This is a genomic window from Enterobacter cloacae complex sp. P15RS (genome assembly GCF_014895905.1).
In the GTDB taxonomy this organism is placed as follows: Bacteria; Pseudomonadota; Gammaproteobacteria; order Enterobacterales; family Enterobacteriaceae; genus Enterobacter; species Enterobacter quasihormaechei.
Map to the genome: position 1 here is coordinate 1 of NZ_JADBQL010000008.1, position 26,332 is coordinate 26,332.

23 protein-coding genes are annotated in these 26,332 nt (G+C 55.8%); 9 read left to right on the top strand and 14 right to left on the bottom strand.

What is annotated here, in order from left to right; genetic code table 11:
• The first annotated feature begins 244 nt into the window (after positions 1-244).
• On the top strand, positions 245-892 hold the full coding sequence (gene envR, locus IM267_RS05600) for an acrEF/envCD operon transcriptional regulator (protein WP_193032976.1): 648 nt from the start codon (positions 245-247) through the stop codon (positions 890-892).
• Here envR and IM267_RS05605 read toward each other — a convergent pair.
• From IM267_RS05605 to IM267_RS05670, 14 genes are all read right to left on the bottom strand, one after another.
• The gene (locus IM267_RS05605; RefSeq protein WP_193032977.1) at positions 887-2,971 is read right to left on the bottom strand and encodes a bifunctional diguanylate cyclase/phosphodiesterase; all 2,085 of its coding nucleotides are present in this window, start codon (positions 2,969-2,971) and stop codon (positions 887-889) included. The genes envR and IM267_RS05605 overlap by 6 nt on opposite strands.
• A 139-nt stretch (positions 2,972-3,110) precedes the next feature.
• Positions 3,111-3,275 carry a DUF2556 family protein gene (locus tag IM267_RS05610; protein ID WP_063450987.1) on the bottom strand — a complete coding sequence of 55 codons (165 nt, stop codon included), beginning with the start codon at positions 3,273-3,275 and terminating at the stop codon, positions 3,111-3,113.
• A 177-nt stretch (positions 3,276-3,452) separates the two neighbouring features.
• On the bottom strand, positions 3,453-3,749 hold the full coding sequence (gene fis, locus IM267_RS05615) for a DNA-binding transcriptional regulator Fis (protein ID WP_000462905.1): 297 nt from the start codon (positions 3,747-3,749) through the stop codon (positions 3,453-3,455).
• A 23-nt stretch (positions 3,750-3,772) separates the two neighbouring features.
• Positions 3,773-4,738, bottom strand: coding sequence for a tRNA dihydrouridine synthase DusB (dusB, locus tag IM267_RS05620; RefSeq protein ID WP_006812176.1), 966 nt, complete (start codon positions 4,736-4,738; stop codon positions 3,773-3,775).
• 328 nt (positions 4,739-5,066) lie between these two features.
• Positions 5,067-5,807 (bottom strand): carbonic anhydrase, encoded by a 741-nt coding sequence (locus IM267_RS05625; RefSeq protein ID WP_193032978.1) that lies wholly within the window; start codon positions 5,805-5,807, stop codon positions 5,067-5,069.
• A gap of 137 nt (positions 5,808-5,944) precedes the next feature.
• The gene (gene prmA / locus IM267_RS05630) at positions 5,945-6,826 is read right to left on the bottom strand and encodes a 50S ribosomal protein L11 methyltransferase (RefSeq protein ID WP_017382703.1); all 882 of its coding nucleotides are present in this window, start codon (positions 6,824-6,826) and stop codon (positions 5,945-5,947) included.
• Positions 6,827-6,837: 11 nt separating this feature from the next.
• Entirely contained in the window at positions 6,838-8,289 is a 1,452-nt protein-coding gene (panF, locus tag IM267_RS05635) for a sodium/pantothenate symporter (protein WP_193033012.1), read from the bottom strand.
• Positions 8,279-8,521: a YhdT family protein gene (locus tag IM267_RS05640; RefSeq protein WP_022649569.1), complete on the bottom strand. Its 243-nt coding sequence runs from the start codon at positions 8,519-8,521 to the stop codon at positions 8,279-8,281. The genes panF and IM267_RS05640 overlap by 11 nt, the downstream gene beginning before the upstream one ends.
• Positions 8,522-8,629: 108 nt before the next feature.
• Positions 8,630-9,979 carry an acetyl-CoA carboxylase biotin carboxylase subunit gene (accC, locus tag IM267_RS05645; RefSeq protein ID WP_003860388.1) on the bottom strand — a complete coding sequence of 450 codons (1,350 nt, stop codon included), beginning with the start codon at positions 9,977-9,979 and terminating at the stop codon, positions 8,630-8,632.
• 10 nt (positions 9,980-9,989) lie between these two features.
• Positions 9,990-10,454 carry an acetyl-CoA carboxylase biotin carboxyl carrier protein gene (accB, locus tag IM267_RS05650; protein ID WP_063450991.1) on the bottom strand — a complete coding sequence of 155 codons (465 nt, stop codon included), beginning with the start codon at positions 10,452-10,454 and terminating at the stop codon, positions 9,990-9,992.
• A 21-nt stretch (positions 10,455-10,475) separates the two neighbouring features.
• Positions 10,476-10,928 carry a type II 3-dehydroquinate dehydratase gene (gene aroQ, locus IM267_RS05655; protein WP_022649568.1) on the bottom strand — a complete coding sequence of 151 codons (453 nt, stop codon included), beginning with the start codon at positions 10,926-10,928 and terminating at the stop codon, positions 10,476-10,478.
• Positions 10,929-11,162: 234 nt separating this feature from the next.
• A complete protein-coding gene (gene msrQ, locus IM267_RS05660; RefSeq protein ID WP_193032979.1) occupies positions 11,163-11,762 on the bottom strand; it encodes a protein-methionine-sulfoxide reductase heme-binding subunit MsrQ in 600 nt (199 codons plus the stop codon).
• Positions 11,763-12,764 (bottom strand): protein-methionine-sulfoxide reductase catalytic subunit MsrP, encoded by a 1,002-nt coding sequence (gene msrP / locus IM267_RS05665; protein ID WP_063450993.1) that lies wholly within the window; start codon positions 12,762-12,764, stop codon positions 11,763-11,765.
• Positions 12,765-12,841: 77 nt separating this feature from the next.
• Positions 12,842-13,816 carry an MDR family oxidoreductase gene (locus IM267_RS05670; protein ID WP_063450994.1) on the bottom strand — a complete coding sequence of 325 codons (975 nt, stop codon included), beginning with the start codon at positions 13,814-13,816 and terminating at the stop codon, positions 12,842-12,844.
• Between the two features lie 183 nt (positions 13,817-13,999).
• Between IM267_RS05670 and csrD the strand changes: the two genes are divergently transcribed.
• The 8 genes from csrD to tldD all read left to right on the top strand — a co-directional run bounded on the left by csrD (position 14,000) and on the right by tldD (position 26,268).
• Positions 14,000-15,940 carry an RNase E specificity factor CsrD gene (csrD, locus tag IM267_RS05675; RefSeq protein WP_193032980.1) on the top strand — a complete coding sequence of 647 codons (1,941 nt, stop codon included), beginning with the start codon at positions 14,000-14,002 and terminating at the stop codon, positions 15,938-15,940.
• Between the two features lie 282 nt (positions 15,941-16,222).
• Positions 16,223-17,266 (top strand): rod shape-determining protein MreB, encoded by a 1,044-nt coding sequence (gene mreB / locus IM267_RS05680; RefSeq protein WP_000913396.1) that lies wholly within the window; start codon positions 16,223-16,225, stop codon positions 17,264-17,266.
• A gap of 62 nt (positions 17,267-17,328) precedes the next feature.
• Positions 17,329-18,345: a rod shape-determining protein MreC gene (gene mreC, locus IM267_RS05685; protein ID WP_003860400.1), complete on the top strand. Its 1,017-nt coding sequence runs from the start codon at positions 17,329-17,331 to the stop codon at positions 18,343-18,345.
• A complete protein-coding gene (gene mreD / locus IM267_RS05690) occupies positions 18,345-18,833 on the top strand; it encodes a rod shape-determining protein MreD (protein WP_003860402.1) in 489 nt (162 codons plus the stop codon). The genes mreC and mreD overlap by 1 nt, the downstream gene beginning before the upstream one ends.
• Before the next feature lie 9 nt (positions 18,834-18,842).
• Complete coding sequence (locus IM267_RS05695) at positions 18,843-19,436, top strand: nucleoside triphosphate pyrophosphatase (protein ID WP_063450997.1); 594 nt, start codon at positions 18,843-18,845, stop codon at positions 19,434-19,436.
• Positions 19,426-20,895, top strand: a complete 1,470-nt coding sequence (gene rng, locus IM267_RS05700; protein WP_063450998.1) for a ribonuclease G — start codon at positions 19,426-19,428, stop codon at positions 20,893-20,895. The genes IM267_RS05695 and rng overlap by 11 nt, the downstream gene beginning before the upstream one ends.
• A gap of 42 nt (positions 20,896-20,937) precedes the next feature.
• Positions 20,938-24,738 carry an AsmA2 domain-containing protein YhdP gene (gene yhdP, locus IM267_RS05705; RefSeq protein ID WP_193032981.1) on the top strand — a complete coding sequence of 1,267 codons (3,801 nt, stop codon included), beginning with the start codon at positions 20,938-20,940 and terminating at the stop codon, positions 24,736-24,738.
• A gap of 84 nt (positions 24,739-24,822) precedes the next feature.
• Positions 24,823-26,268 carry a metalloprotease TldD gene (gene tldD, locus IM267_RS05710; protein ID WP_193032982.1) on the top strand — a complete coding sequence of 482 codons (1,446 nt, stop codon included), beginning with the start codon at positions 24,823-24,825 and terminating at the stop codon, positions 26,266-26,268.
• Positions 26,269-26,332 lie beyond the last annotated feature (64 nt).

Below are 26,332 nucleotides of genomic sequence, written 5' to 3' on the forward strand. Positions count from 1 at the left end.
GAATCTGGCCCAGTACTTTCAATATGCAATTTCTGTCAGGATAACCAGCGCAAAAGTTTTGGTTTCGCTTTATTCATATATTTTGTGAATGCAATGCATTGAACTTATTTGACTGAGTTATAAATTAAGAGAATTGACTTTTTTTGTGCAAAATGAAAAACGGTTATAATGAATGCTTTTATTTATCCGACCCCATCATTACGTTTGGTGGTGTATTAACCGTATGAGCAATGAGTAGCAGGCTATGGCGCGTAAAAAGAAAGAAGAGGCTCAAAAGACCCGTCAGCAGTTGATTGAAGCCGCTATCGGGCTATTCGCGACGCGAGGCGTGGCTAACACCACGCTTACCGACATCGCCGATGCTGCGCAACTCACTCGCGGGGCAGTTTACTGGCATTTTTCGAGTAAAGCGGAAATATTTAACGCCATCTGGGAACAGCAATTACCGCTGCGTGAGATGATTCGTGACAGGTTAATGCTTTCCGAAAAAGATGATCCGCTGTTAATGCTTCGTGAACAATTTATCGTCGGGTTGCAATATATTGCAAGCAATCCCCGACAGTATGCTCTTCTACAGATTTTGTATCATAAGTGTGAATTTCATGACGATGTGATTTCAGAATGTGAAATACGAAAGCGGATCGGTTTAAACGATGATTATCTTCGCAGGACGCTGAGGCAATGCATTGCTCGTAACACCATCTCGTCACAAACGAATATTGAACTTGCGGTAATAGTTTTCCACGCCTTTTTTAGCGGAGTCATCAAAAACTGGCTCATGAACAGCAACAGTTTCAATCTGTACCAACAGGCGCCGGCGCTGGTGGATAATATTCTGGCGACGCTGCATATCACCCGAGTGACGCCAGTGGTTTACGATACGGCCTCATGACGGCGTCCGGGGTGGCGACATCTCCCCGTGCTGGCACTGTTCCGTAATCGCTTGCGCGGTGATCGGTTTGCCCAGCAGATAACCCTGTAGCGTATTACATCCCAGTTCTGTCAAAAACGCCTGCTGCGCTGCGGTTTCCACCCCTTCCGCCACAACCTTCAGATTCAGCGTTTTTGCCAGAGCGACAATCGCCGAGACAATCGTTGCATCTTCGCTCTCACCACTTAACTCTTTCACGAAAGCGCGATCGATTTTTAACTCACAGGCGGGGAGCCGCTTAAGATAGAGCAGGCTTGAGTAACCTGTACCAAAATCGTCTATCGAGGCTTTTACGCCCGCATCCGTCAGCGCTGTCAGGACGCGAACGCTTTCGTCTGGATTGCTCATCGCCGTGGTTTCGGTCACCTCCAGGATCAACATACCGGGCGGTACGCTATGGCGCGTCAGACAATCGAGAACCGTTTTAACCAGCGTCGGCTGTTCGAACTGCAACGTAGAAAGATTCACCGCCATTGACCAGTCCGTGTGACCCTGAAGATGCCATTCACGCAGCTGACGGCAGGCCTCGTCGATAACCCAGTTTCCAATGGGAATAATCAGCCCGGTTTTCTCTGCCAGCGGCAGAAACAGCTCGGGAGACAACAATCCCTGTTTTGGATGCTGCCAGCGTAACAGCGCTTCAAACCCAAGTACTGGCCCGGCAGGGGCGTGGAATTTAGGTTGATATACCAGGCGTAGCTCATTACGGTCGATGGCCTGCCACAGATCGTTCATCAACTGAAGATGCGTCTGCGCCAGCGTATTCATTGACGGCTGGAAGAAGTGATAACCGTTGCGACCCATATGTTTTGTGTGATACATCGCCGCATCAGCGTTAAACATCAGTTCACGATCGGTTTTGCCGTCGTGCGGATAGAGCGCGATGCCAATGCTCAGGGTGACCATCAGCTCGTAAGGATCGAGATGGAACGGGCTATCAATAACGCGCACCAGTGAATTGGCCAATGAGGCTGCATCATCCGGGCTGTCAGTTTCGGCCAGCAGGACGAATTCATCCCCACCGATACGCGCCAGCGTGTACTGACCTTTCAACTGCAACAGCAGGCGCTGAGTCACGGCAACCAGAAGCTTGTCACCGACGTCATGACCGTAGGCATCATTTATGGTTTTAAAACCATCGAGATCCATAAACATCAGCGCGAAGGCGCTCCCCTCGCGATCGGCCTTGCTGATAGCCTGATCGAGACGATCCTCCAGCAGAATGCGATTGGGCAAACGCGTCAGCGTATCATGTAACGCCAGTTGTGCGAGCTCGCGGTTAGCTTCTGCCAGCGATGAGGCCAGCAGCGAGGTACGAGCCTGAAGGCGGGCATCGAACATCGACACCAGTAATGTGATCCCCAAAATAGCAAGCGCGACCACGCTTACCAGTACCGCCAGCCAGCTACCGTTAATGCCATGATGGTGGACCATCGTCGACACCGGAAACTGGGCGGCTTCCATGCCGGCGTAATGCATACCAGCGATAGCGATGCCCATGGTGATCGCCGCCCCCAGCCGCATCAGCGCCATTTGTGCAGCTTCCTGTCGTAAACGGAACGTCAGCCAAAGAGCGGCCAGTGACGCGGCCAGGGCAATGACCACAGAGACGGCCACCCACGTTTTATCCCAGACAATACCCGGTGTGACTTCCAGTGCAGCCATTCCGGTGTAGTGCATGGCAACAATGCCCGCTCCCATCACGGCTGCGCCGGGGAGCAGCCGGTGCAGACGCAACTGCTCACCGCTAACGAGCCACAGGGCGAACATCGACGAGCTGATGGCGATAACCATCGAAAGCACGGTCAGGGCCGCGTTGTAGCTCATGCTCAAGGAAAGATCCATCGCCAGCATACCGATGAAATGCATCGCCCACACGCCAATCCCCATCGACACCCCGCCGCCTGCCAACCAGACGCGCGCAGCGACGCCCTGGCTACCGGCAACGCGCGCAGCCATATTCAGTGCGGTATAGGCGGCAAGAATGGCGACAACAAAGGAGATGACGACGAGGATTTGGTTGTATTGGCTAACCAGCATGGTCTGTTCACTCGTTGGGGGATGTTAAGCAAGAGCGGTTGGAAAGGGCACAGACATTATCATCGTCAGGAAATGACGAAAAGTGATTTAAATCCCTGTTTTTATTAGGTGATAGCAGGGATGGCGCAGGGGGTAGCGGTTAGTCCAGCTCTGAACAGTTCACCAGTTTTAGCGGATTCACGGAATTCATATTGCGACATTTATCGGTTTCAGTGCTCATCAGTTCAATCCACTGCATCAGCAGCGCATCGAAAAGGAAAACAGAGACAGCAAAAACGACCAGCCACCAGTATTTACGAATCATGTGTCATTCCGCGAAAAGAGAGCCTGTAAGGTGCTGGAAATATACACGAAAAGCGGGCGTTGAAAAGTGGGGAACGAGAAGGTTTACAAAGGTTGACGGTCGCCCATTTGGGCGATAAAAAAGGCGCTTCCCCATGCCGAAGAGCGCCTTTTTAAACAAGCAGTTAGCTAATCGAAATTAGTTCATGCCGTATTTTTTCAATTTCTTACGCAGGGTACCACGGTTGATGCCCATCATCAGGGCAGCGCGGGTTTGATTACCACGGGTGTATTGCATCACCATGTCCAACAGTGGCTGTTCAACTTCAGCCAGTACCAGCTCATACAGGTCATTAACATCCTGACCGTTCAGTTGAGCAAAATAGTTCTTCAGTGCCTGTTTAACCGAGTCACGCAGGGGCTTTTGAGTCACCTGATCCTGAGAGTTAACGGTAGATACGGTCAGTACGTCAGAATTTACGCGTTGTTCGAACATAGTTCTGTCAGCTCTTTATTTCATTACGCAAGATTTTCGAAGTATGCCTCCAACGCCTCCAGCTGTTCGCTGGCATCCTCAATGGCGTTGAATGTGCGCCGAAACTGGTCATTTGGAGCGTGCTCCTGGAGATACCAGGAGACGTGTTTACGCGCAATTCGGTACCCTTTTGCCTGGCCGTAGTGGTCATGCAGTTCCCGAACATGCGAACAAAGCAAGCGCTTAACCTCTGCCAGAGGCAGCGGGGCAAGCAGCTCCCCAGTGTCCAGATAATGCTGGATTTCCCGAAAGATCCAGGGTCTTCCCTGAGCGGCACGTCCTATCATCAGAGCATCAGCTCCCGTATAGTCGAGCACAGCTCTGGCTTTAAGCGGGTCAGTAATGTCGCCATTCGCGATAATCGGAATGGAAACTTTCTGCTTAACTGCCCGAATGCTGTCGTATTCAGCTTCACCGTTGAACAAACAGGCGCGAGTGCGTCCATGAATGGTCAGGGCCTGAATGCCACAGTCTTCGGCCAGTTGGGCAATCTCTACGCAGTTACGGTGTTCCGGCGACCAACCCGTGCGAATCTTTAACGTAACAGGAACGTCCACTGCGCTGACAACCGCCGTCAGGATTGACTTCACCTGGTCGGGGTATTGCAGAAGGGCTGAACCTGCAAGCTTGCGATTCACCTTTTTGGCCGGGCAACCCATATTGATATCAATAATCTGGGCGCCACTTTCCACGTTAATACGCGCGGCATCTGCCATTTCTTCAGGCACGCTTCCGGCAATTTGCACGGTGCGAATACCTGGCTCATCAACGTGCACCATCCGTAGGCGGGACTTATCGCTTTCCCAAACCTGCGGGTTAGACGACATCATCTCGGAAACGGTCAGTCCTGCTCCCATCTCGTAGCACAGCGTCCTGAACGGCCGGTCGGTAATACCTGCCATGGGTGCTGCGATCAGGCGATTTCTGAGCTGGTGGTGTCCGATGCGCATGAGTTAAGAAATGACCATACTGTGACTGCAAGGCGGCGTATATTACGCATTTTTTGCACGAGATGAAAGGCCAAACTTTGAACAATCCACTGCTGTAGATCAATGAATCGCCAGTCATACTTTTGGGATAAGATTATTCGCTATTTAAATCATTGGGTTATGAATAAATGAACGTTTTGTGGGCTCTTACAATTTCCCGTAACTTCTCATCATTTCTGAATAAATGAATCAATTGTCCGGGATAATCTGCTGCGATATGCAGCAGATTAGGGTGCTTCTTGCGATCTGTGTCGCCTTTCAGCACAGGATATCAGCGCAAAAAATCGACTTATTCAACCACCAGGCGGCCATGAAGCGGCTGGACCGGACGGTTGTTATCGTGATGCATTGTGTGGGTGAATTTTTGCAGCTGTTCAGCAGAGACGGTCAGCGGCTGCTTAAGCACCAGCCACGTTACCCCTTCTGAGCACGGCGGCGTGGTCAGAGAGCCGCTGAAGCGCCAGTAGGTTTTATCCGCGGGCAGGAGTTTATTAATATCGAGGGTTGGCTTGATCGTGACGTTCTGGTCAACCTGTCCCGGCATCACGCTCCAGAGTTTATCCAGCTCAGCGTTTGCCGCACCCTGGTCGAACATAACGGCAACGACCGTCAGTTCGCCGTCAGCATTTTTGTGCACCAGATGCATTTCCATCGCGTATTTTTTACCGTGCACCGTGTTTTCGGATGGCGCATGGAAATGGAACTGTTGTAACGTCCAGGTCTGTTTATCAAGCGTGATGCTGTCGCGTGTATCGGCGTTTTCACTCGCCTGGATAGTATGGCCGTTGTTTGTCAGGGTGACCGGGCCGTCGATGTAGTGTGTTTCCAGCGGAGTGATATGGGCTTTGACCGTGCTATCAATGTTAATCGGCGACTGATACATCCCGCTTTTACACGTTTTATACGCCTCGTCCAGTTCGCCCCAGTGCTCCGGTGCGCCTTCTCCCTGATAGCTCCAGTGTGATGCGTAAGCCGAAGCCGACATCATGCTCAGCGCCAGCAGCGCTGCCTTGCATGCAATATGTTTCATCGTATTCTTCCTGTGAATTTTATTATTCAAATCAATAATTAACATTATTGTTTGCAGGGCTATTTTATCGGAGAAAAGATGAAGGCGGGAGGGAAAACCGAAGGGGAAAGGCGTGGTCAGAGGACCACGCCAAATGCTTATTTTTTACGACCGGTGATGCGGCACCACTCTTCTTTCTCGACGACCGGGTCAAGCGCAAAGAGATCGGCGTAGGCTTCGCAGACGCTGTCTGCCTGGCTTGCCAGAATGCCGGACAGACCCAGCAGGCCGCCCTCAACCGGCAGGACGCTGATTAACGGCGCCAGCTCGCGTAACGGGCCAGCCAGGATATTCGCGACCACCACATCGGCTTTCATGGCCTCTGGCTGTGCATCGGGCAGATACAGTTCAAGGCGATCGGAAACGCCGTTACGCTCGGCGTTATCACGGCTGGCCTGAATCGCCTGCGGATCGATGTCGATCCCGATGGCTTTGGCCGCGCCCAGCTTCAGCGCCGCGATAGCGAGGATCCCGGATCCGCAGCCGAAGTCGATCACGGTTTTGCCTTCCAGATCCAGACCATCCAGCCATTGCAGGCACAGGGAGGTTGTCGGGTGAGTACCGGTTCCAAACGCCAGACCCGGATCGAGCATCACGTTCACCGCGTTTTCATCCGGAACCTCGCGCCAGCTTGGGCAGATCCACAGACGCTGACCAAACTGCATCGGATGGAAGTTATCCATCCACTCGCGTTCCCAGTCTTTGTCTTCCAGCTGTTCGATTTTATGCGCGAAGCCTGCGCCCAGCAGCGGATGGTTTTCCAGAATCGCCACCACCTCTTTCATGTCGGTTTCTGCATCAAACAGGCCGATAACGTCGGTATCGCCCCACAGGCGCGTTTCGCCCGGCAGCGGCTCAAAGACCGGCGTGTCATGGGTATCCTGGAAAGTGATAGAGACCGAACCGGCTTCCATCAGCGCATCACTCAGTTCTTCGGCGTTCGCGCCGGTTGTGTTCAGTTTTAATTGGATCCACGGCATGGCAAAACTCTTTATTTATCAGTAGACATCAGGGTGGCGGGTGGTACGGGGCTGCCGAAACGGTTACCCACCACAAACGCCAGTAAACTTAACAGCAGCGAGGGCACAATCGGGTGAAAGCCCAGATACTGAATTTTAAACGTTGCGAGAACGGCATACAGAACGCCCCCGACAATCATGCCGCTTAACGCACCCGCGGCATTAGCGCGTTCCCAGTACAGGCCCAGCACCAGCGGCCACAGGAATACGGCCTCAAGCCCGCCAAAGGCGAGCAGGTTCAACCAGATGATCATCTCCGGTGGACGCCACGCGGCCAGCAGCAGCAGCGCACCCAGCACCAGGGTGATCGCGGCCGACATACGCTTCAGGCGACGCTCATTTTCAACCTGTTCAGGGCGTAGGTTCAGGTAGAGATCTTTAATGATCGTAGCGGAACTTTGCAGTAACTGGGCGTTGATGGTCGACATAATGGCCGCCATGGGCGCGGCGAGGAAAATCCCGGCGGCAAACGGCGGCAGCACTTTTACCATCAGGGTCGGGATGACCAGATCCGGCACGGTAAGGTCAGGGATCACCGCGCGTCCCAGCGCGCCCGCCAGGTGCATGCCAAACATCAGGATCGCCACCACAATCGTCCCGATGATGATCCCCCGGTGCACGGCTTTGCTGTCTTTATATGAGATGCAGCGCACGGCGGTATGCGGCAGGCCAATGACCCCAAAGCACACCAGCACCCAGAACGAAGTCATGAAGGTTGGAGAGAGGATATCATCCGCCCCCTGCGGCGAGACCAGCTTCGGATCGATCGCTTCCAGGGTTTCAACCGCATGGCCCAGGCCACCCGCGGCATGCACGATGCCGACCAGAAGAACGAGAGTACCTACGAGCATGACCAGCCCCTGCATCGTGTCGTTCAGCACGCTGGCGCGGAACCCGCCAAACGCGGTATACAGCGCGATACTGACGCCGAAGATGACCAGACCCGTCTCGTAGGGGATCCCGGCCGCCGTTTCCAGCAGGCGCGCGCCGCCGATGAACTGCACGGTCATCGCCCCGATGAACGCCACCAGCAGACTCAGGCTTGCCAGCCATACCAGCAGGCGGCTCTGATAGCGGGCAAACAGCATATCGTTCAGCGTCACGGCATTGTAGCGGCGGGCCAGGATGGCAAATTTTTTACCCAGTATGCCAAGCGAGAGCCAGATGGCAGGAAGCTGGATCATGGCCAGCAGTACCCAGCCCAGTCCGTACTTATAGGCTGCGCCGGGGCCACCGATAAACGAGCTGGCGCTGATGTAGGTGGCGGTCAGCGTCATCGCCAGCACGACGCCACCCATTGAGCGGCTCCCGAGGAAATACTCGTTCAGAAAGGTGCCGGTCGAACGTTTACGCATCGCATAAACCGACAGGCCAAACACCAGGAACAGGTAAGCGATAAGGGGCAGAATGACTTCAAGCTGCATCATCGTCCTCCAGAGAAATATCGCGATAGATGAATTTCACCATCGCCCAGCACAGCACAATAAACACCAGCGGCAGCAGCAGGCAGGCCATTTCAAACCAGTGCGGAAGGCCGGTTATGCCGATAGCTGAATCAGGTAAGTAAGCAGTTACTAACCAAGCAGCAAGATAGAGAAGGGTCAGCCACAGCGCCCAGCGCGCTTCTTTATGGGCCTGAACAAAACGCTTGTCCATTTTTTGTCCCTTGTGGATGAAGAAAGCGGGGATTGTACATGATGGGGCTTTGCGATCCCCAGAAATAAAAAAGGCCGGATTATCCGGCCTTTTAGCAACGCTGGTCTGTTACTTCTCGTTCAGACCGAGTTTTTTCTCCAGGTAGTGGATGTTAGTTCCACCATTCTGGAAGTGCTCGTCGCTCATGATGCGCATCTGGAGATCAACGTTGGTTTTGATCCCATCGATGATCAGCTCCTGGAGGGCGTTCTTCATGCGGGCAATTGCCACGTCACGGTTTTCGCCGTAGCAGATCAGCTTACCGATCATTGAGTCATAGTACGGCGGTACGGTGTAACCGGCGTAGATATGGGACTCCCAGCGCACACCGAAGCCACCCGGCGCGTGGAAACGCGTGATTTTACCCGGGCTTGGCAGGAAGGTGTTCGGGTCTTCGGCGTTGATACGGCACTCTACCGCATGGCCTTTCACCACAACTTCTTCCTGCTTGATGGACAGCGGCTGACCGGCTGCGATACGCAGCTGCTCTTTGATCAGGTCAACGCCGGTGATCATTTCGGTAACCGGGTGTTCAACCTGAATACGGGTGTTCATCTCAATGAAGTAGAACTCGCCGTTTTCGAACAGGAACTCAAAGGTACCCGCCCCGCGATAGCCGATATCAACACAGGCTTTAGCGCAACGCTCGCCGATGTAGCGACGCAGTTCCGGGGTAATGCCCGGCGCTGGCGCTTCTTCGACGACTTTCTGGTGACGACGCTGCATGGAGCAGTCACGTTCTGCCAGATAGATCGCGTTACCCTGACCGTCGGCCAGCACCTGAATTTCGATGTGGCGTGGGTTTTCCAGGTATTTTTCCATGTACACCATGTCATTGCTGAAAGCCGCTTTCGCTTCCGCTTTGGTCATGGAGATGGACTGCGCCAGTTCGGCATCGCTGCGCACAACGCGCATACCGCGACCGCCGCCGCCGCCGGACGCCTTGATGATAACCGGGTAGCCAATGCGTTTAGCATGAGCACGGTTAGCATCCATGTCGTCGGTCAACGGGCCGTCAGAGCCTGGTACGGTTGGAACACCGGCTTTTTTCATCGCGGTGATGGCAGACACTTTGTCGCCCATCAGGCGAATGGTGTCGGCTTTCGGGCCGATGAAGATAAAGCCAGAGCGTTCAACCTGCTCAGCAAAGTTGGCGTTCTCAGAGAGGAAGCCGTAGCCCGGGTGGATCGCGACCGCGCCGGTGATTTCGGCGGCGCTGATGATCGCCGGAATGTTCAGATAGCTTTTTACGGACGGAGCCGGACCGATACAGACCGTCTCATCCGCCAGCAATACGTGTTTTAAATCGCGATCCGCGCTTGAGTGCACGGCCACGGTCTTGATGCCCAGTTCTTTACAGGCACGAAGAATACGCAGTGCAATCTCGCCACGGTTGGCGATAACAATTTTATCCAGCATGTTCGCCTCGTTACTCGATGACGACCAGCGGCTCGTCAAATTCTACCGGCTGACCACTTTCGACCAGAATCGCTTTCACAGTACCTGATTTGTCTGCTTCGATCTGGTTCATCATTTTCATGGCTTCAACGATGCACAGGGTATCGCCTACGTTGACTTTCTGACCCACTTCGATGAACGCTTTCGCATCCGGGCTCGGGGTGCGGTAGAAAGTACCAACCATTGGGGAACGTACGATGTGACCACTGATTTCTGTTGCAGCCGCAGGTGCTGCTTCTGCTGCCGCTGGCGCAACGGCTGCGGCGAGCGCAGGCTGTTGCACTGGCGCAGCGTAAGCTTGCTGCATTACCGGGAAGCTAGCGGCTGGGGCTGCACGGCTGATGCGTACAGACTCTTCGCCTTCAGAAATTTCCAGTTCGGAGATGCCTGATTCTTCAACCAGCTCGATCAGTTTTTTAATCTTACGAATATCCATGAGTGGGTTCCGTACTCTTGTTTAGTGTGATTGTGACAAGCGTTTTACCGCTGTCTGTAAAGCGTATGAATAGCCGTCTGCACCCAGCCCACAAATCACGCCAGCGGCGATATCCGACAGGTAGGAATGGTGGCGGAACGGCTCTCGGGCGTGCACGTTACTCAGGTGGATCTCGATAAACGGGATACTCACCGCGAGCAGTGCGTCGCGTATAGCAACACTGGTGTGCGTAAACGCGGCCGGATTGATCAGGATATAGTCCACAGTGTCTTTAGCCTGATGAATACGGTCGATGATTGCGTACTCCGCATTTGACTGAAAATGGTCCAAATCCACATTCAGCGAGGCTGCTTCCGTACCCAGACGGTTAACAATTTCGCTCAATGTCAGCGTGCCGTACTTCTCTGGCTCACGGGTGCCGAGCATGTTCAGGTTCGGTCCGTTCAAAACTAAAATTTGGAATTTGTCAGCCATTGTGCCGCTATCTCCTGCGATTTTCGGGTAAAAAACAACATATACCCTCAACGCGCAATTGTCACCCTTTCAGAGGCCTAAAACCCCTGTCCGGAAAACCGAAGTCGCACATTATAACGATTTCGTAGCATTTGGCAGCTAAATACTGGTCTTATCAGGGAAGATTATCAACCGCTATCCGAAAAAGATTCGCGGTTGATAAATATTCTGCGGGAAAACGCACAGTTTCGCGAACTATCGCCACCACTGGCGGAACTTCTTGTAACGCCATGCTAAAAGGGCCAATGCCAGCAGGGCGTAGATGACCGGCTGAGGGGATAAAATCTTCACCGACCACAGGTAATGAAGGGGGGCGAGGATCGCGACAAGATAGACGAAGTTGTGCAGCCGTTGCCAGCGTCGGCCCAGTTTTCGCTGCGCGTACTGCGTGGATGTCAGCGTCAGCGCCAGTAAAACCAGCCAGCTTATGATACCCAGCGTCAGATAAGGGCGCGTCACCAGTTCGCTGCCGAGTAGTGCCAGGTTGTTAATGCCCAGCTCCAGCAGGGCGTAGCTGGTGAGATGCAGCGTCGCCCAGGCAAAACACCATAGCCCCAAAAGCCGTCGCGTGCGTATCAATAAGGGCTGTTTAGCGTAGCGCGCCAGCGGTGAGACGAGCAAGGTCGCCAGCAAAAATTTCAGAGCCATCCGACCCGTAAAATGCTGAATATCTTTAGCCGGATCGGCACTAAACTGCCCCTGACTGGCTGCCCAAAAGAGCCAGATAAAGGGGAGTAATCCGGCTAAGTGCAGGAGAACCTTCAGCCCGGTTATCTGCTTTGCCGTTAAACGCACTCAGAAGTTCTCCCGTAAATTCAGCCCACGGTACAGGGATGCCACTTCATCCGCATAGCCGTTAAACAGCAGCGTTGGCTGGCGTTTAACGTCCAGCGCGCCGCCGGAACCGATAAAACGTTCCGTCGCCTGGGACCAGCGAGGATGGTCAACGTGTGGGTTAACGTTGGCGTAAAACCCGTACTCGTCGGGCGCCGCCAGGTTCCAGGTGGTCGGCGGGCGCTCGCGGGTGAGCTTGATGCTGACGATGGATTTAATGTTTTTGAAGCCGTATTTCCACGGTACGGTTAAGCGAATGGGGGCCCCGTTTTGCGGCGGCAGCGCTTTGCCGTAAACGCCCACGGTCAGCAGCGTAAGGGGATGCATGGCTTCGTCGAGGCGTAACCCTTCAACGTACGGATATTCCAGCCCGCCGCCGATGAACCGATCCTTCTGGCCCGGCATCTCGTCCGGCGCATAGCGCGTCTGGAAGGAGACATACTTCGCGTTGCTGGTGGGCTCAGCCAGGGCCAGCAGCTTGTGCAAAGGGAAGCCCACCCACGGCACGACCATCGACCAGGCTTCCACGCAGCGCATGCGGTAAATGCGTTCTTCAAGGGGGAAGCGGGTGGTGAGGTCGTGATGATCCAGCGTCAGCGGTTTTGCCACTTCGCCGTCAATCTTCAGGGTCCAGGGATCGGTTTTCATGCTGCCCGCGTTGGCGGCAGGATCGGCCTTATCAAGACCAAACTCGTAAAAGTTGTTATAGCCGGTGACTTTTTCTTCCGGGGTCAACGCCAGCTTATTTTGCCATTGCGCCGGTTTGGTGAAGTTAAGGGGGGCACCGGAGGGGGCTTTCGGACGATCGTTACCCTTAAACCAGTCGAGCAGGTCGGCGTGGGCCGCAGGCGTGAGCGTCAGGGCGGTGGCGCTGATGCCAAGCATCTTCAGGATCTGGCGGCGCTGTAGCATAAAGACAGATTCAGACGTTACGTCGGCTTCCGTCAGTTTTCGGGTTTTCATGGCATCCTCCGTCAGGCGTTTTTCTAAGCATGACGGAGGAGGCGGGTTAGCGCGAATATGTCACGAAAATTTGAAGATTAGGCAATTTTGACCAGCGCACGACCGTGGAACTGGTTGTCCATGATTTTATTCGCGAACTCTGGCGCCTGGCTCAGGGTAATCTCCGTGGCGCTCTGCTCATAGAACGAGGCCGGTAGATCGCGGACCAGACGTTCCCAGGCCTCGGCACGCCGCTCGGCTGGAGCCATAACCGAATCGACGCCCTGAAGACGCACGTTGCGCAGAATAAACGGCATCACCGTCGTCGGCAGGGCAAAACCACCCGCCAGCCCACAGGCCGCCACGCAGCCGCCGTAGTTCATTTGCGCCAGCACTTTCGCCAGCACTTTGTCGCCGACGGTATCGACCGCGCCAGCCCAGACCTGTTTTTCCAGCGGGCGGGTTTCGGCGAACTCGTCGCGGCTCAGAATACGGTTTGCGCCCAGCTGACGCAGATAATCATGCGTACTTTCGCGGCCAGAGACGGCGGCGACCTGATATCCCAGCTTGTGCAGCAGCGTGACGGCCGTGCTGCCCACACCGCCGCTTGCGCCGGTGACGACGATTTCGCCGGAGTCAGGACGGATCCCGGCCTCTTCCAGCGCCATGACGCACAGCATGGCGGTGAAGCCCGCCGTGCCGACGATCATCGCTTTGCGGCCGTCCATGCCTTTCGGCATCGGGACCAGCCAGTCACCTTTTACGCGCGCCTGTGCTGCCAGCCCGCCCCAGTGGTTTTCACCCACGCCCCAGCCGGTGAGCAGGACCTGCTGTCCGGCGTGGAAGCGCGGATCTTCACTGGTATGCACACGGCCTGCAAAGTCGATTCCGGGCACCATCGGGAAATTTCGGATGATTTTACCTTTCCCCGTAATGGCCAGTGCGTCTTTATAGTTCAGGCTGGACCAGTCGATATCCACGGTCACGTCGCCTTCCGGCAGGCGGCTCTCCTCAATGGTTTGCACCGAGGCAACGGTTTTGCCGTCCTGCTGTTCTAAAATCAAAGCCTGCATAGGGGGTCCTCACCAGGTTTAGTAATGGGAAAATATGTTCTGAAGACTATACTCGCTCAGTGAAACACCGTGCCGATGTAACGCAATAAATTGCCAGATACACCAGGTTTGGTAGTATGCCGCATTTGAAATGCAAGTTAGCGCTCACTTGCGACCCCTTCAACCCACGGAGTAATCTCAAGGATGCGATTAACGACGAAGTTCTCAGCTTTTATCACTTTGCTGACGGGGCTGACCATCATTGTCACGCTGATCGGCTGCTCGCTGAGCTTTTATAATGCCATCCAGGATAAGCTGGTTAACCGTGTTGAATCGGTTGCATCGGTTATCGACACCCGCCTGATCACCACACCCTTCCCGGCGCTTTCGCGTGAGCTGGATGAGTTAATGGTGCCTGTGGATATTGTGCGGATCGAGATTAAACAGGGGAAGCAGACCGTTTTCAGCCATACCCGCCAGGGCAGCTATCGTCCTGCCGGCACGGTAGATCAGTATCGGGATGTAACGGTCCATTCGCTTAAACACCCTGGTATGACGATCCATATGATGTACCAGGATCCGATGAGCAACTATTTACGCTCGCTCATGACCACCGCACCTTTAACCATCGCCGTTGCCTTTATCGTGCTGCTCATTTTCCTCGCCGTTCGCTGGCAGCGTCGTCAGCTTTCCGGCCAGGAACTGCTGGAAACACGCTCCGTGCGGATACTCAATGGCGAGCGGGGGCCGCAGGTGCGGGGATCGGTGTATGAATGGCCGTCGCGCACCAGTAGCGCCCTGGACGTGCTGCTCTCCGAAATCCAGTTTGCCAGCGACCAGCGTAGCCGTATGGACACGCTGATCCGCTCCTACGCCGCGCAGGATAACAAAACGGGCCTTAACAACCGTCTCTTCTTTGATAATCAGCTGGCTACGCTGCTTGATGACCCCGAAAAGGTAGGCACGCACGGCGTGGTGATGATGATTCGCCTGCCGGACTTCGATCTGCTTCGTGATACCTGGGGACAGCGCGTGGCGGAAGAGAATCTCTTCACCCTGATTAACCTGCTGTCCACCTTTATTATGCGCTACCCCGGCGCGCTGCTGGCGCGCTACCACCGCAGTGACTTTGCTGTCTTGCTGCCGCATCGCACCTTAAAGGAGTCCGAGAGTATCGCCAGCCAACTGCTGAAAGCCGTTGATGCGCTGCCGCAGAGCAAAATGCTCGACAGAGACGACATGGTGCATATGGGCATCTGTGCCTGGCGCGGCGGCCAGTCGACGGAGCAGGTGATGGAACATGCGGAAGCGGCTACGCGTAACGCCGTATTACAGGGCGCGAACGGCTGGGCGGTCTATGATGATACGCTGCCGGAGAAAGGGCGCGGCAATGTGCGCTGGCGAACCCTGATTGAACAGATGCTGAGCCGCGGTGGACCGCGTATCTATCAAAAACCGGCGGTCATGAAGAATGGCCATGTTCATCACCGTGAGCTGATGTGCCGTATTTTTGATGGCACCGAAGAGGTTATCTCGGCGGAATATCTGCCGATGGTGCTGCAATTTGGCTTATCCGAAGAGTATGACCGCCAGCAAATCACCCGCCTCATCCCGTTTTTATCGTACTGGCCTGAGGAAAATCTGGCTTTACAGGTGACCGTCGAGTCGCTGATTCGTCCGCGCTTCCAGCGCTGGTTACGCGACACGTTAATGCAGTGCGAAAAATCGCAACGCAAACGCATTATTTTTGAACTTGCAGAGGCAGATGTAGGTCAACACATCAGCCGGTTACGTCCGGTGGTACGTTTAATCAATGCGCTTGGGGCTCGTGTGGCCGTCACCCAGGCGGGTTTGACGCTGGTGAGCACCAGCTGGATCAAAGAGCTGGATGTTGAATTATTGAAGCTGCATCCTGGTCTGGTCAGAACGATTGAAAAACGCACGGAAAACCAGCTGCTGGTACAGAGCCTGGTGGAAGCGTGCAAAGGAACGCAAACGCAGGTATTTGCCACAGGCGTACGTTCACGCAGTGAATGGCAGATGTTGAAAGAGCGCGGTGCAGCGGGCGGTCAGGGGGATTTTTTTGCGGCCTCACAGCCCCTTGACACCAATGTGAAAAAATATTTGCAAAGATACTCTGTTTGACCTGCCGTTTACTTTGTTTTCACGTAGAATATCGCGCCTGTAGCTTTGAGTAAGACGAGCATAAAAGCCAGTGAACGACCTTTAATGGGTTACAAGTGAAAGTGAGGGACGCTGCTGTTTACTCAGCCCTGACGGATTCAGGGGATGAATTTGTAACAAAGGAAACGTGCTGCACTAATTTTCACCGTAGCAGACGATTTTTGCGCCTTGTCGCTGCTGCGTGTGGTTGGTAAAGTAAGCGGATTTTGTTTTCCGCCCCAGCTTTCAGGATTATCCCTTAGTATGTTGAAAAAATTTCGTGGCATGTTTTCCAATGACCTGTCCATTGACCTGGGTACCGCGAATACCCTTATTTATGTAAAAGGACAAGGCATCGTATTGAATGAGCCTTCCGTTGTGGCCATTCGTCAGGATCGTGCCGGCTCGCCAAAAAGCGTGGCCGCAGTAGGTCATGATGCGAAGCAGATGCTGGGCCGTACGCCGGGCAACATCGCCGCGATCCGCCCAATGAAAGACGGCGTAATTGCTGACTTCTTCGTGACCGAAAAAATGCTTCAGCACTTCATCAAGCAGGTTCACAGCAACAGCTTCATGCGCCCAAGCCCGCGCGTGCTGGTGTGTGTGCCGGTTGGCGCAACCCAGGTTGAACGCCGCGCGATCCGTGAATCCGCTCAGGGTGCCGGTGCGCGTGAAGTGTTCCTGATTGAAGAGCCGATGGCTGCGGCAATTGGTGCGGGTCTGCCGGTTTCTGAAGCAACCGGTTCTATGGTGGTGGATATTGGTGGCGGTACTACCGAAGTGGCCGTCATCTCCCTGAACGGCGTAGTGTACTCCTCCTCCGTACGTATCGGTGGTGACCGCTTCGACGAAGCCATCATCAACTACGTTCGCCGTAACTACGGCTCTCTGATCGGTGAAGCAACCGCAGAGCGTATCAAGCACGAAATCGGTTCTGCTTATCCGGGTGACGAAGTACGCGAGATCGAAGTTCGCGGCCGTAACCTGGCTGAAGGCGTGCCGCGCGGATTCACCCTGAACTCTAACGAAATTCTGGAAGCATTGCAGGAGCCGCTGACCGGCATCGTGAGCGCGGTGATGGTTGCGCTGGAACAGTGCCCGCCAGAGCTGGCTTCCGATATCTCCGAGCGCGGTATGGTGCTGACCGGTGGTGGTGCGCTGCTGCGTAACCTCGACCGCCTGTTAATGGAAGAGACAGGTATTCCTGTCGTAGTTGCAGAAGATCCACTGACTTGCGTCGCCCGTGGTGGTGGCAAGGCGCTGGAAATGATCGACATGCACGGCGGCGACTTGTTTAGCGAAGAGTAGTCGGGTGTGAGAGGGTAGCAATTTGCTACCCTTTCTCTCTGACGCGAGAATACGCATAGCCTATGAAGCCAATTTTTAGCCGTGGCCCGTCGCTACAGTTTCGCCTGATCCTGGCGGTTCTGGTGGCGCTCGGGGTCATTATTGCCGATAGCCGCCTCGGTACGTTCAGCCAGATCCGAACGTACATGGATACCGCCGTCAGTCCTTTCTACTTTATTTCAAATGGTCCCCGTGAACTGCTCGACTCCGTGTCGCAAACGCTTTCATCGCGTGACCAGCTCGAACTTGAAAATCGTGCGTTACGCCAGGAACTGCTGCTGAAAAACAGCGAGCTGCTGATGCTGGGGCAATATAAGCAGGAAAACGCGCGCCTGCGTGAACTGCTTGGCTCGCCGCTGCGCCAGGATGAACAGAAAATGGTCACCCAGGTGATCTCCACCGTAAACGATCCCTACAGCGATCAGGTGGTGATTGATAAAGGCAGCGTGAACGGCGTATACGAAGGTCAGCCTGTGATCAGCGATAAAGGCGTTGTGGGCCAGGTCGTGGCGGTTGCCAAACTGACCAGCCGCGTGCTGCTGATTTGCGATGCTACCCATGCGCTGCCGATTCAGGTGCTGCGTAACGACATTCGCGTGATTGCTGCCGGCAATGGCTGTACGGACGATCTTCAGCTTGAACATCTGCCAGCCAACACGGACATCCGCGTGGGCGACGTGCTGGTGACGTCCGGTCTGGGCGGTCGTTTCCCTGAAGGCTACCCGGTTGCGGTGGTCTCATCCGTGAAGCTCGACACTCAGCGTGCTTACACCGTAATCCAGGCGCGTCCAACGGCGGGCTTGCAGCGTTTACGTTACCTGCTGCTGCTGTGGGGAGCCGATCGTAACGGTGCGAACCCGATGACGCCGGAAGATGTGCATCGCGTCGCGAACGAACGCCTGATGCAGATGATGCCGCAGGTGCTGCCTGCGCCGGATGCGATGGGGCCACCTGCGCCCGTACCGGCTCCGGCGACAGGGTTAACGCAGCCGCTACCGGATGCGCCACCGCCGCCGCAAGTCTCGGGTGGAGGGCAGTAGTGGCCAGTTATCGTAGCCAGGGACGCTGGGTAATCTGGCTCTCATTCCTCGTTGCACTGTTGCTGCAAATTATGCCCTGGCCGGACGACATTCTTGTTTTCCGGCCAAACTGGGTTTTGCTCATTTTGCTCTACTGGATCCTTGCCCTGCCGCACCGCGTAAATGTCGGCACAGGTTTTGTGATGGGTGCCATACTGGATCTCATCAGTGGCTCTACGCTTGGCGTGCGCGCCTTATCCATGAGCATTATTGCGTACCTCGTCGCACTCAAATTCCAGCTCTTTCGTAACCTTGCGCTCTGGCAACAGGCGCTGGTGGTGATGTTGTTGTCGCTCGCTGCGGATATCGTTGTTTTCTGGGCAGAGTTTTTAGTGATCAACGTCTCTTTCCGACCGGAAGTGTTCTGGAGTAGTGTAGTAAACGGTGTGCTCTGGCCGTGGCTGTTCCTGCTGATGCGTAAAATTCGCCAGCAGTTTGCCGTGCAATAAAAGGTTTCTATGACGTCTCTGTATCTTGCCTCCGGTTCTCCGCGTCGCCAGGAACTGCTCGCGCAGCTGGGTGTCTCCTTCGAACGCATCGTTACCGGCATTGAAGAAAAACGTGCTGAGGGCGAAAGCGCTCAGCAGTACGTCTCTCGTCTGGCGCGTGAAAAAGCGCAGGCGGGCGTCGCATGCGTGCCGCGTGACTTACCGGTGCTGGGTGCGGACACCATCGTCATTCTCAAGGGTGAAGTGCTTGAGAAACCCCGTGACGCAGACCATGCGGCGCAGATGCTGCGCAACCTGTCCGGACAAACGCATCAGGTGATGACGGCGGTGGCGCTGGCGGACAGCCAGTACGTTCTGGATTGCCTGGTGGTAACGGAAGTGACGTTCAGAGTCCTCACCGACGAGGAGATCGCCGGCTATATCGCCAGCGGTGAACCGATGGATAAAGCAGGTGCATACGGTATTCAAGGGTTGGGTGGCTGTTTTGTCAGGAAGATAAATGGCAGCTATCACGCCGTAGTCGGCTTACCGCTGGTGGAAACGTATGAGTTGCTGAGTAATTTTAACTCACTGCGTGAGGGAAGGGATAATTATGACGGCTGAATTGTTGGTAAACGTAACGCCCTCGGAAACCCGTGTGGCCTACATTGATGGTGGCATTCTTCAGGAAATTCATATTGAGCGTGAAGCGCGACGCGGAATCGTAGGCAATATCTACAAAGGTCGTGTCAGTCGTGTACTACCGGGTATGCAGGCGGCTTTTGTAGATATTGGGCTCGATAAGGCGGCGTTTTTACATGCCTCCGATATCATGCCGCACACCGAATGCGTGGCTGGCGAAGAGCAAAAGCAGTTTGCCGTGCGCGACATCTCTGAGCTGGTGCGTCAGGGCCAGGATCTGATGGTGCAGGTGGTGAAAGATCCGCTGGGCACCAAAGGCGCGCGTCTGACCACCGACATCACCCTGCCTTCACGCTATCTGGTGTTTATGCCGGGCGCGTCGCACGTTGGCGTTTCACAGCGTATTGAAAGCGAAAGCGAGCGCGAGCGCCTGAAAAAAGTCGTGAGCGCCTACTGCGACGAGCAGGGCGGCTTTATTATTCGTACCGCGGCGGAAGGGATCAGCGAAGACGATCTGGCCTCGGATGCGGCCTACCTGAAGCGCGTCTGGACCAAGGTGATGGAGCGTAAAAAACGCAACCAGACCCGCTACCGTCTGTACGGCGAGCTGGCGCTTGCTCAGCGCGTACTGCGTGATTTCGCCGATGCGCAGCTTGACCGCATCCGCGTGGACTCCCGCCTGACGTATGAAGCCCTGCTGGAGTTTACCGCCGAGTACATTCCGGAAATGCCGGGTCTGCTGGAGCATTACACCGGACGCCAGCCGATATTTGACCTCTATGACGTTGAAAACGAAATCCAGCGCGCGCTGGAGCGTAAGGTTGAGCTGAAATCGGGCGGTTACCTGATTATCGACCAGACCGAAGCGATGACCACCGTGGATATCAACACCGGCGCGTTTGTCGGCCATCGCAACCTCGATGACACCATCTTCAACACCAACATCGAAGCGACGCAGGCCATCGCGCGCCAGCTTCGCCTGCGCAATCTGGGCGGGATTATCATCATCGACTTTATCGATATGAATAATGAAGATCACCGCCGTCGCGTGCTGCACTCGCTGGAGCAGGCGCTGAGTAAAGATCGCGTGAAAACCAGCATCAACGGCTTCTCCCAGCTGGGGCTGGTGGAAATGACCCGGAAACGGACCCGCGAAAGCGTGGAACACGTGCTCTGCAACGAGTGTCCAACCTGCCATGGACGCGGAACGGTAAAAACGGTGGAGACGGTCTGCTACGAGATCATGCGTGAGATTGTCCGCGTCCATCATGCCTACGACTCCGACCGTTTTCTGGTCTATGCTTCCCCTGCGGTGGCGGAGGCCCTGAAAGGGGAAGAGTCGCACGCGCTGGCGGAAGTGGAAATCTTTGTCGGCAAACAGGTAAAAGTGCAGATTGAGCCGCTCTATAACCAGGAGCAGTTTGACGTCGTAATGATGTAAACGCAGTTCGCTGCGAGATTAAAGGCTGACAAGGAGAGACGCGTGAGGCGATTGCCGGGGATTTTACTGCTTACAGGGGCAACGCTGGTCGTGATTGTCGCGTTGCTCGTGAGCGGGCTGCGTCTCGTCTTGCCGCATCTTGACAGCTGGCGTCCGCAGATCCTGGCGAAAATCGAGTCCACCACCGGCCTGCCGTTAGACGTGAGCCATATCGAGGCAAGCTGGCAGACCTTTGGCCCGACGCTTGATGCGCGGGATATCAGCGCCAGCCTGAAAGATGGCGGTCACCTTAAAATCAAACGCGTTACCCTGGCGCTGGATGTCTGGCAAAGCCTGCTGCATCTGCGCTGGCAGTTTCGCGATCTCACCTTCTGGCAACTTCAGCTAAAGACCAATACGCCGCTGCAAAGCGGCGAAGGCGATCGGGGGCTGGAAACCAGCCGTATCAGCGATCTCTTCCTGCGTCAGTTCGATCATTTCGATCTGCGCGACAGCGAAATCAGCTTTATTACCCTTTCCGGGCAGCGCGCCGAGCTGGCGATCCCACAGCTGACCTGGCTAAACGGAAAAGATCGCCACCGCGCCGAGGGGCAGGTAAATCTCTCTAGCCTGAACGGGCAGCACGGCGTGATGCAGGTGCGGATGGATCTGCGCGACGACAATGGCCTGCTGAACAATGGCCGCGTGTGGTTGCAGGCGGACGATGTGGACGTGAAGCCGTGGCTTGGCGAGTGGATCCAGCAGAACATGCAGCTGGAAACCGCGCGTTTCAGTCTCGAAGGCTGGATGACCCTGACGAATGGGGCGTTCGCCAGCGGTGATATCTGGCTCAAGCAGGGGGGCGCGAGCTGGAAGGGCGAAAACCATCAGCATCAGCTTTCGGTCGATAACCTCACCGCCCACGTAACCCAGGAAAAAGGCGGCTGGCAGTTCGCTATTCCGGATACGCGCATCTCCATGGATAACAAACCCTGGCCAAGCGGCGCGCTGACGCTGGCGTGGATGCCGGAGCAGGACGTCGGCGGGGTAAACGGTAAACGCAGCGACGAGTTGCGTATCCGCGCCAGTAACCTGGACCTGACGGCGATCGAGGGCCTGCGTTCAATGGCCGCAAAACTCTCCCCGGAGCTGGGTGACATCTGGCTGGCGACGCAGCCGAGCGGGCAGATAAACCGTCTGGCGCTGGATATTCCGCTTCAGGCCACGGAAAAGACGCGCTTCCAGGCGGCATGGAAAAATCTCGCCTGGAAACAGTGGAAACTGCTGCCGGGCGCTGAGCACTTCAGCGGCAAGCTTGAAGGAAGCGTGGAAAACGGCAGGCTGACGGCAGAAATGCAGGATGCCAAAATGCCGTACGAAACGGTCTTTCGTGCGCCGCTGGAGATCGCGCAGGGTAATGTCACCCTCAACTGGCTGAAAAATGACAAAGGTTTTCAGCTTGATGGCCGCGATATCGATGTAAAAGCCAGGGCGGTGCATGCCCGCGGCAATTTCCGTTACCTACAGCCTGAAGGCGATGAGCCGTGGCTGGGTATCCTGGCAGGCATCAGCACGGATGACGGCTCGCAGGCGTGGCGCTACTTCCCGGAGAACCTGATGGGGAAAGCTCTGGTGGACTATCTCAGCGGCGCCATTCAGGGCGGTCAGGCGGATAACGCCACGCTGGTCTACGGCGGCAACCCGCACCTGTTCCCGTATAAGCATAACGAAGGTCAGTTCCAGGTTCTGGTGCCGCTGCGCAACGCCACCTATGCCTTCCAGCCGGGCTGGCCCGCGCTGAAAAATCTCGATATCGAACTCAACTTCCTCAATGACGGCTTGTGGATGAAGACGGACAGCGTGGCGCTGGGCGGCGTGACGGCGAGCAACCTGACCGCAAACATCCCGGATTACTCGAAAGAGAAATTGCTGATTGATGCGGATATTAAGGGGCCGGGTAATGCGGTTGGCCCGTATTTTGAAGATACGCCGCTGAATGACTCTCTGGCGGCCACCCTTCAGCAGTTGCAGCTAGATGGCGATGTGAATGCTCGCTTACATCTGGATATTCCGCTCGACGGGGAAATGACCACCGCCAAAGGCGACGTTCGTCTTAACAACAACAGCCTCTATATCAAGCCGCTGGACAGTACGCTGAAAAACCTCAGCGGTCAGTTCAGCTTTGTTAACGGCAATCTGAAAAGTGAGCCGCTGAAAGCGACCTGGTTCAATCAACCCGTCAATATCGATTTCTCCACCACCGAGGGTGATAAAGCCTACCAGGTGGCGGTAAATATGGACGCGAACTGGCAGCCGTCACGCATGAATGTCCTGCCGAAGCCGGTTGAGAACGCGGTTGACGGCGCGGTGTCGTGGAATGGCAAGGTGGCCATCGACCTGCCTTATCACTCCGGCGCGCGGTATAAGGTCGACATCACGGGCGATCTTAAAAATCTCAGCAGCCAGCTGCCCGCGCCCCTGAATAAGAAAAGCGGCGAGCCGCTGCCTGTCAACGTCAACGTAGACGGTAACCTCAACGGCTTTGACGTAACCGGTAACGCTGGCGGAACAAACCACTTTAACAGCCACTGGCTGCTTAACCGCAAGCTGACGCTGGACAGGGCGATCTGGACGACAGACAGCCGTACCACGCCACCGCTGCCGGAGCAGGCGGGCATTGAGCTGAATCTGCCGGCGATGGATGGCGCAGAGTGGCTGGCACTGTTCCAGAAAGGTGTCGGGCAAAACGTCGATCAAACGGCGCAGTTCCCGCAGGCCATTACCTTACGTACGCCTGCGCTGACGCTGGGTGGGCAGCGGTGGAACAACCTGAGCATCGTTTCCCGGCCGACGGCTAACGGCTCAAAGGTTGAGGCTCAGGGCCGTGAAATTAACGGCACGTTGACGATGCGCGATAACGCGCCGTGGCAGGCGGCGATCCGCTACCTCTATTACAACCCGACCTTTGCCGTGGCTGAAAAACAGCCATCGGTCGCTTCGCCCCTCAGCAAGGCATCGCGCGTTGATTTCAGCGGCTGGCCCGATCTCCAGCTGCGCTGTGCGGAGTGCTGGCTGTGGGGGCAAAAATATGGCCGTATCGACGGAGATGTCGCCATCAAGGGCACGACGCTGAGCCTTACCGGTGGTCTGGTGGATACCGGTTTTGGCCGTTTGACCGCCGCCGGGGAATGGGTGAATAAGCCGGGCGCGCAGCGCACCTCCCTGAAAGGCGATATCAAAGGCAGCAAGCTGGATGCGGCGGCTAACTTCTTCGGCATCAGCACGCCGCTTCGGGGATCGTCATTCGATGTGAATTACGATCTGCACTGGCGTGCGGCGCCGTGGCAGCCGGACGTCGCCACGCTGAACGGCATTCTCAGAACCCGTTTTGGTAAGGGACAAATTGCCGATGTCAGCACGGGCCATGCGGGGCAAATACTTCGCCTGCTGAGCTTTGACGCGCTGCTGCGCAAGCTGCGCTTCGATTTCAGCGATACCTTCAACGACGGTTTCTATTATGACTCCATTCGCGGAACGGCCTGGATCAAGGACGGCGTGATGCATACCGACGATACGCTGCTGGATGGCCTGGAGGCGGATATCGCCATGAAAGGCTCGGTGGATCTGGTGCGTCGTGAACTGGATATGGAAGCGGTCGTCGCCCCGGAGATTTCCGCTACCGTGGGCGTGGCGACGGCGTTTGTGGTTAACCCGATTGTCGGTGCGGCGGTATTTGCCGCCAGCAAAGTGCTGGGGCCGCTCTGGAGTAAGGTCTCGATTTTGCGCTACCGCATTACGGGCCCAATCGATAAACCGCAGATTAATGAGGTGCTGCGCCAGCCGCGCAAAGAAGCACAGCAATGATTTGACGTGGGCAGGTAATTGCCTCACTCTCAATAAATACGATTTTTACACCGCCACGGGCGGCAACGAACGAGTAGCAATACGATGAGTCTGAACCTGGTAAGTGAACATTTGCTCGCAGCGAACGGCCTGAGCCATCAGGACCTGTTCTCCATTCTTGGTCAACTGACCGAACGCCGTCTCGACTACGGCGATCTCTATTTCCAGTCGAGCTATCACGAATCCTGGGTTTTAGAAGACAGCATCATTAAAGATGGCTCCTATAACATCGACCAGGGCGTCGGCGTGCGCGCCGTGAGCGGCGAGAAAACCGGTTTTGCCTATGCCGACCAGATAAGCCTGGCCGCGCTGGAGCAGAGCGCGCAGGCCGCACCCACCATCGTGCGCGACGCGGGCGATGGTCGCGTAAAAACCCTGGGCGAAGTGCAGCATTCGGCGCTCTATACCAGCATCGACCCGCTGCAAAGCATGAGCCGCGAAGAGAAGCTGGACATCCTGCGTCGCGTGGACAAAGTGGCCCGCGCCGCCGACAAACGCGTGCAGGAAGTGTCCGCCAGCCTGAGCGGCGTCTATGAGCTGATCCTGGTGGCAGCTACGGACGGTACGCTGGCCGCCGACGTGCGTCCGCTGGTGCGTCTCTCCATCAGCGTGCAGGTGGAAGACGACGGCAAGCGCGAGCGCGGCTCAAGCGGCGGCGGCGGTCGTTTTGGCTATGACTGGTTCCTCGGCGACGTTGACGGCGAAGCGCGCGCGGATGCGTGGGCAAAAGAAGCTGTGCGCATGGCGCTGGTTAATCTTTCTGCCGTGGCGGCACCCGCCGGTACGCTGCCGGTTGTACTGGGCGCAGGCTGGCCCGGCGTGCTGCTGCACGAAGCGGTCGGTCACGGGCTGGAAGGCGATTTCAACCGCCGTGGTACGTCTGTATTCAGCGGTCAGATGGGGCAGCTTGTCTCCTCTGAGCTGTGTACCGTGGTCGATGATGGCACCATGCCTGACCGTCGCGGCTCGATTTCTATCGACGATGAAGGCACGCCGGGCCAGTACAACGTGCTGATCGAAAACGGCGTCCTGAAAGGCTACATGCAGGACAAGCTCAACGCGCGTCTGATGGGCGTTGCGCCAACGGGCAACGGTCGTCGCGAATCTTACGCGCACCTGCCGATGCCGCGCATGACCAACACCTACATGCTGCCGGGTAAATCCACGCCGCAGGAGATTATCGAATCCGTTGATTACGGTATCTTCGCGCCGAACTTTGGCGGTGGCCAGGTGGATATCACCTCCGGCAAATTTGTCTTCTCGACTTCAGAGGCGTACCTGATTGAGAAGGGCAAAGTGACTAAAGCAGTGAAGGGCGCAACCCTGATTGGTTCCGGCATTGAGGCCATGCAGCAGATTTCCATGGTCGGTAACGACCTGAAGCTGGATAACGGCGTGGGCGTTTGCGGCAAAGAAGGCCAGAGCCTGCCGGTAGGCGTCGGCCAGCCGACGCTGAAGGTTGATAACCTGACCGTGGGCGGTACGGCGTAATTTTTCATTTTCCCCTCACCCTAACCCTCTCCCCAACGGGGAGAGGGCCGGGGTGAGGGGGAAG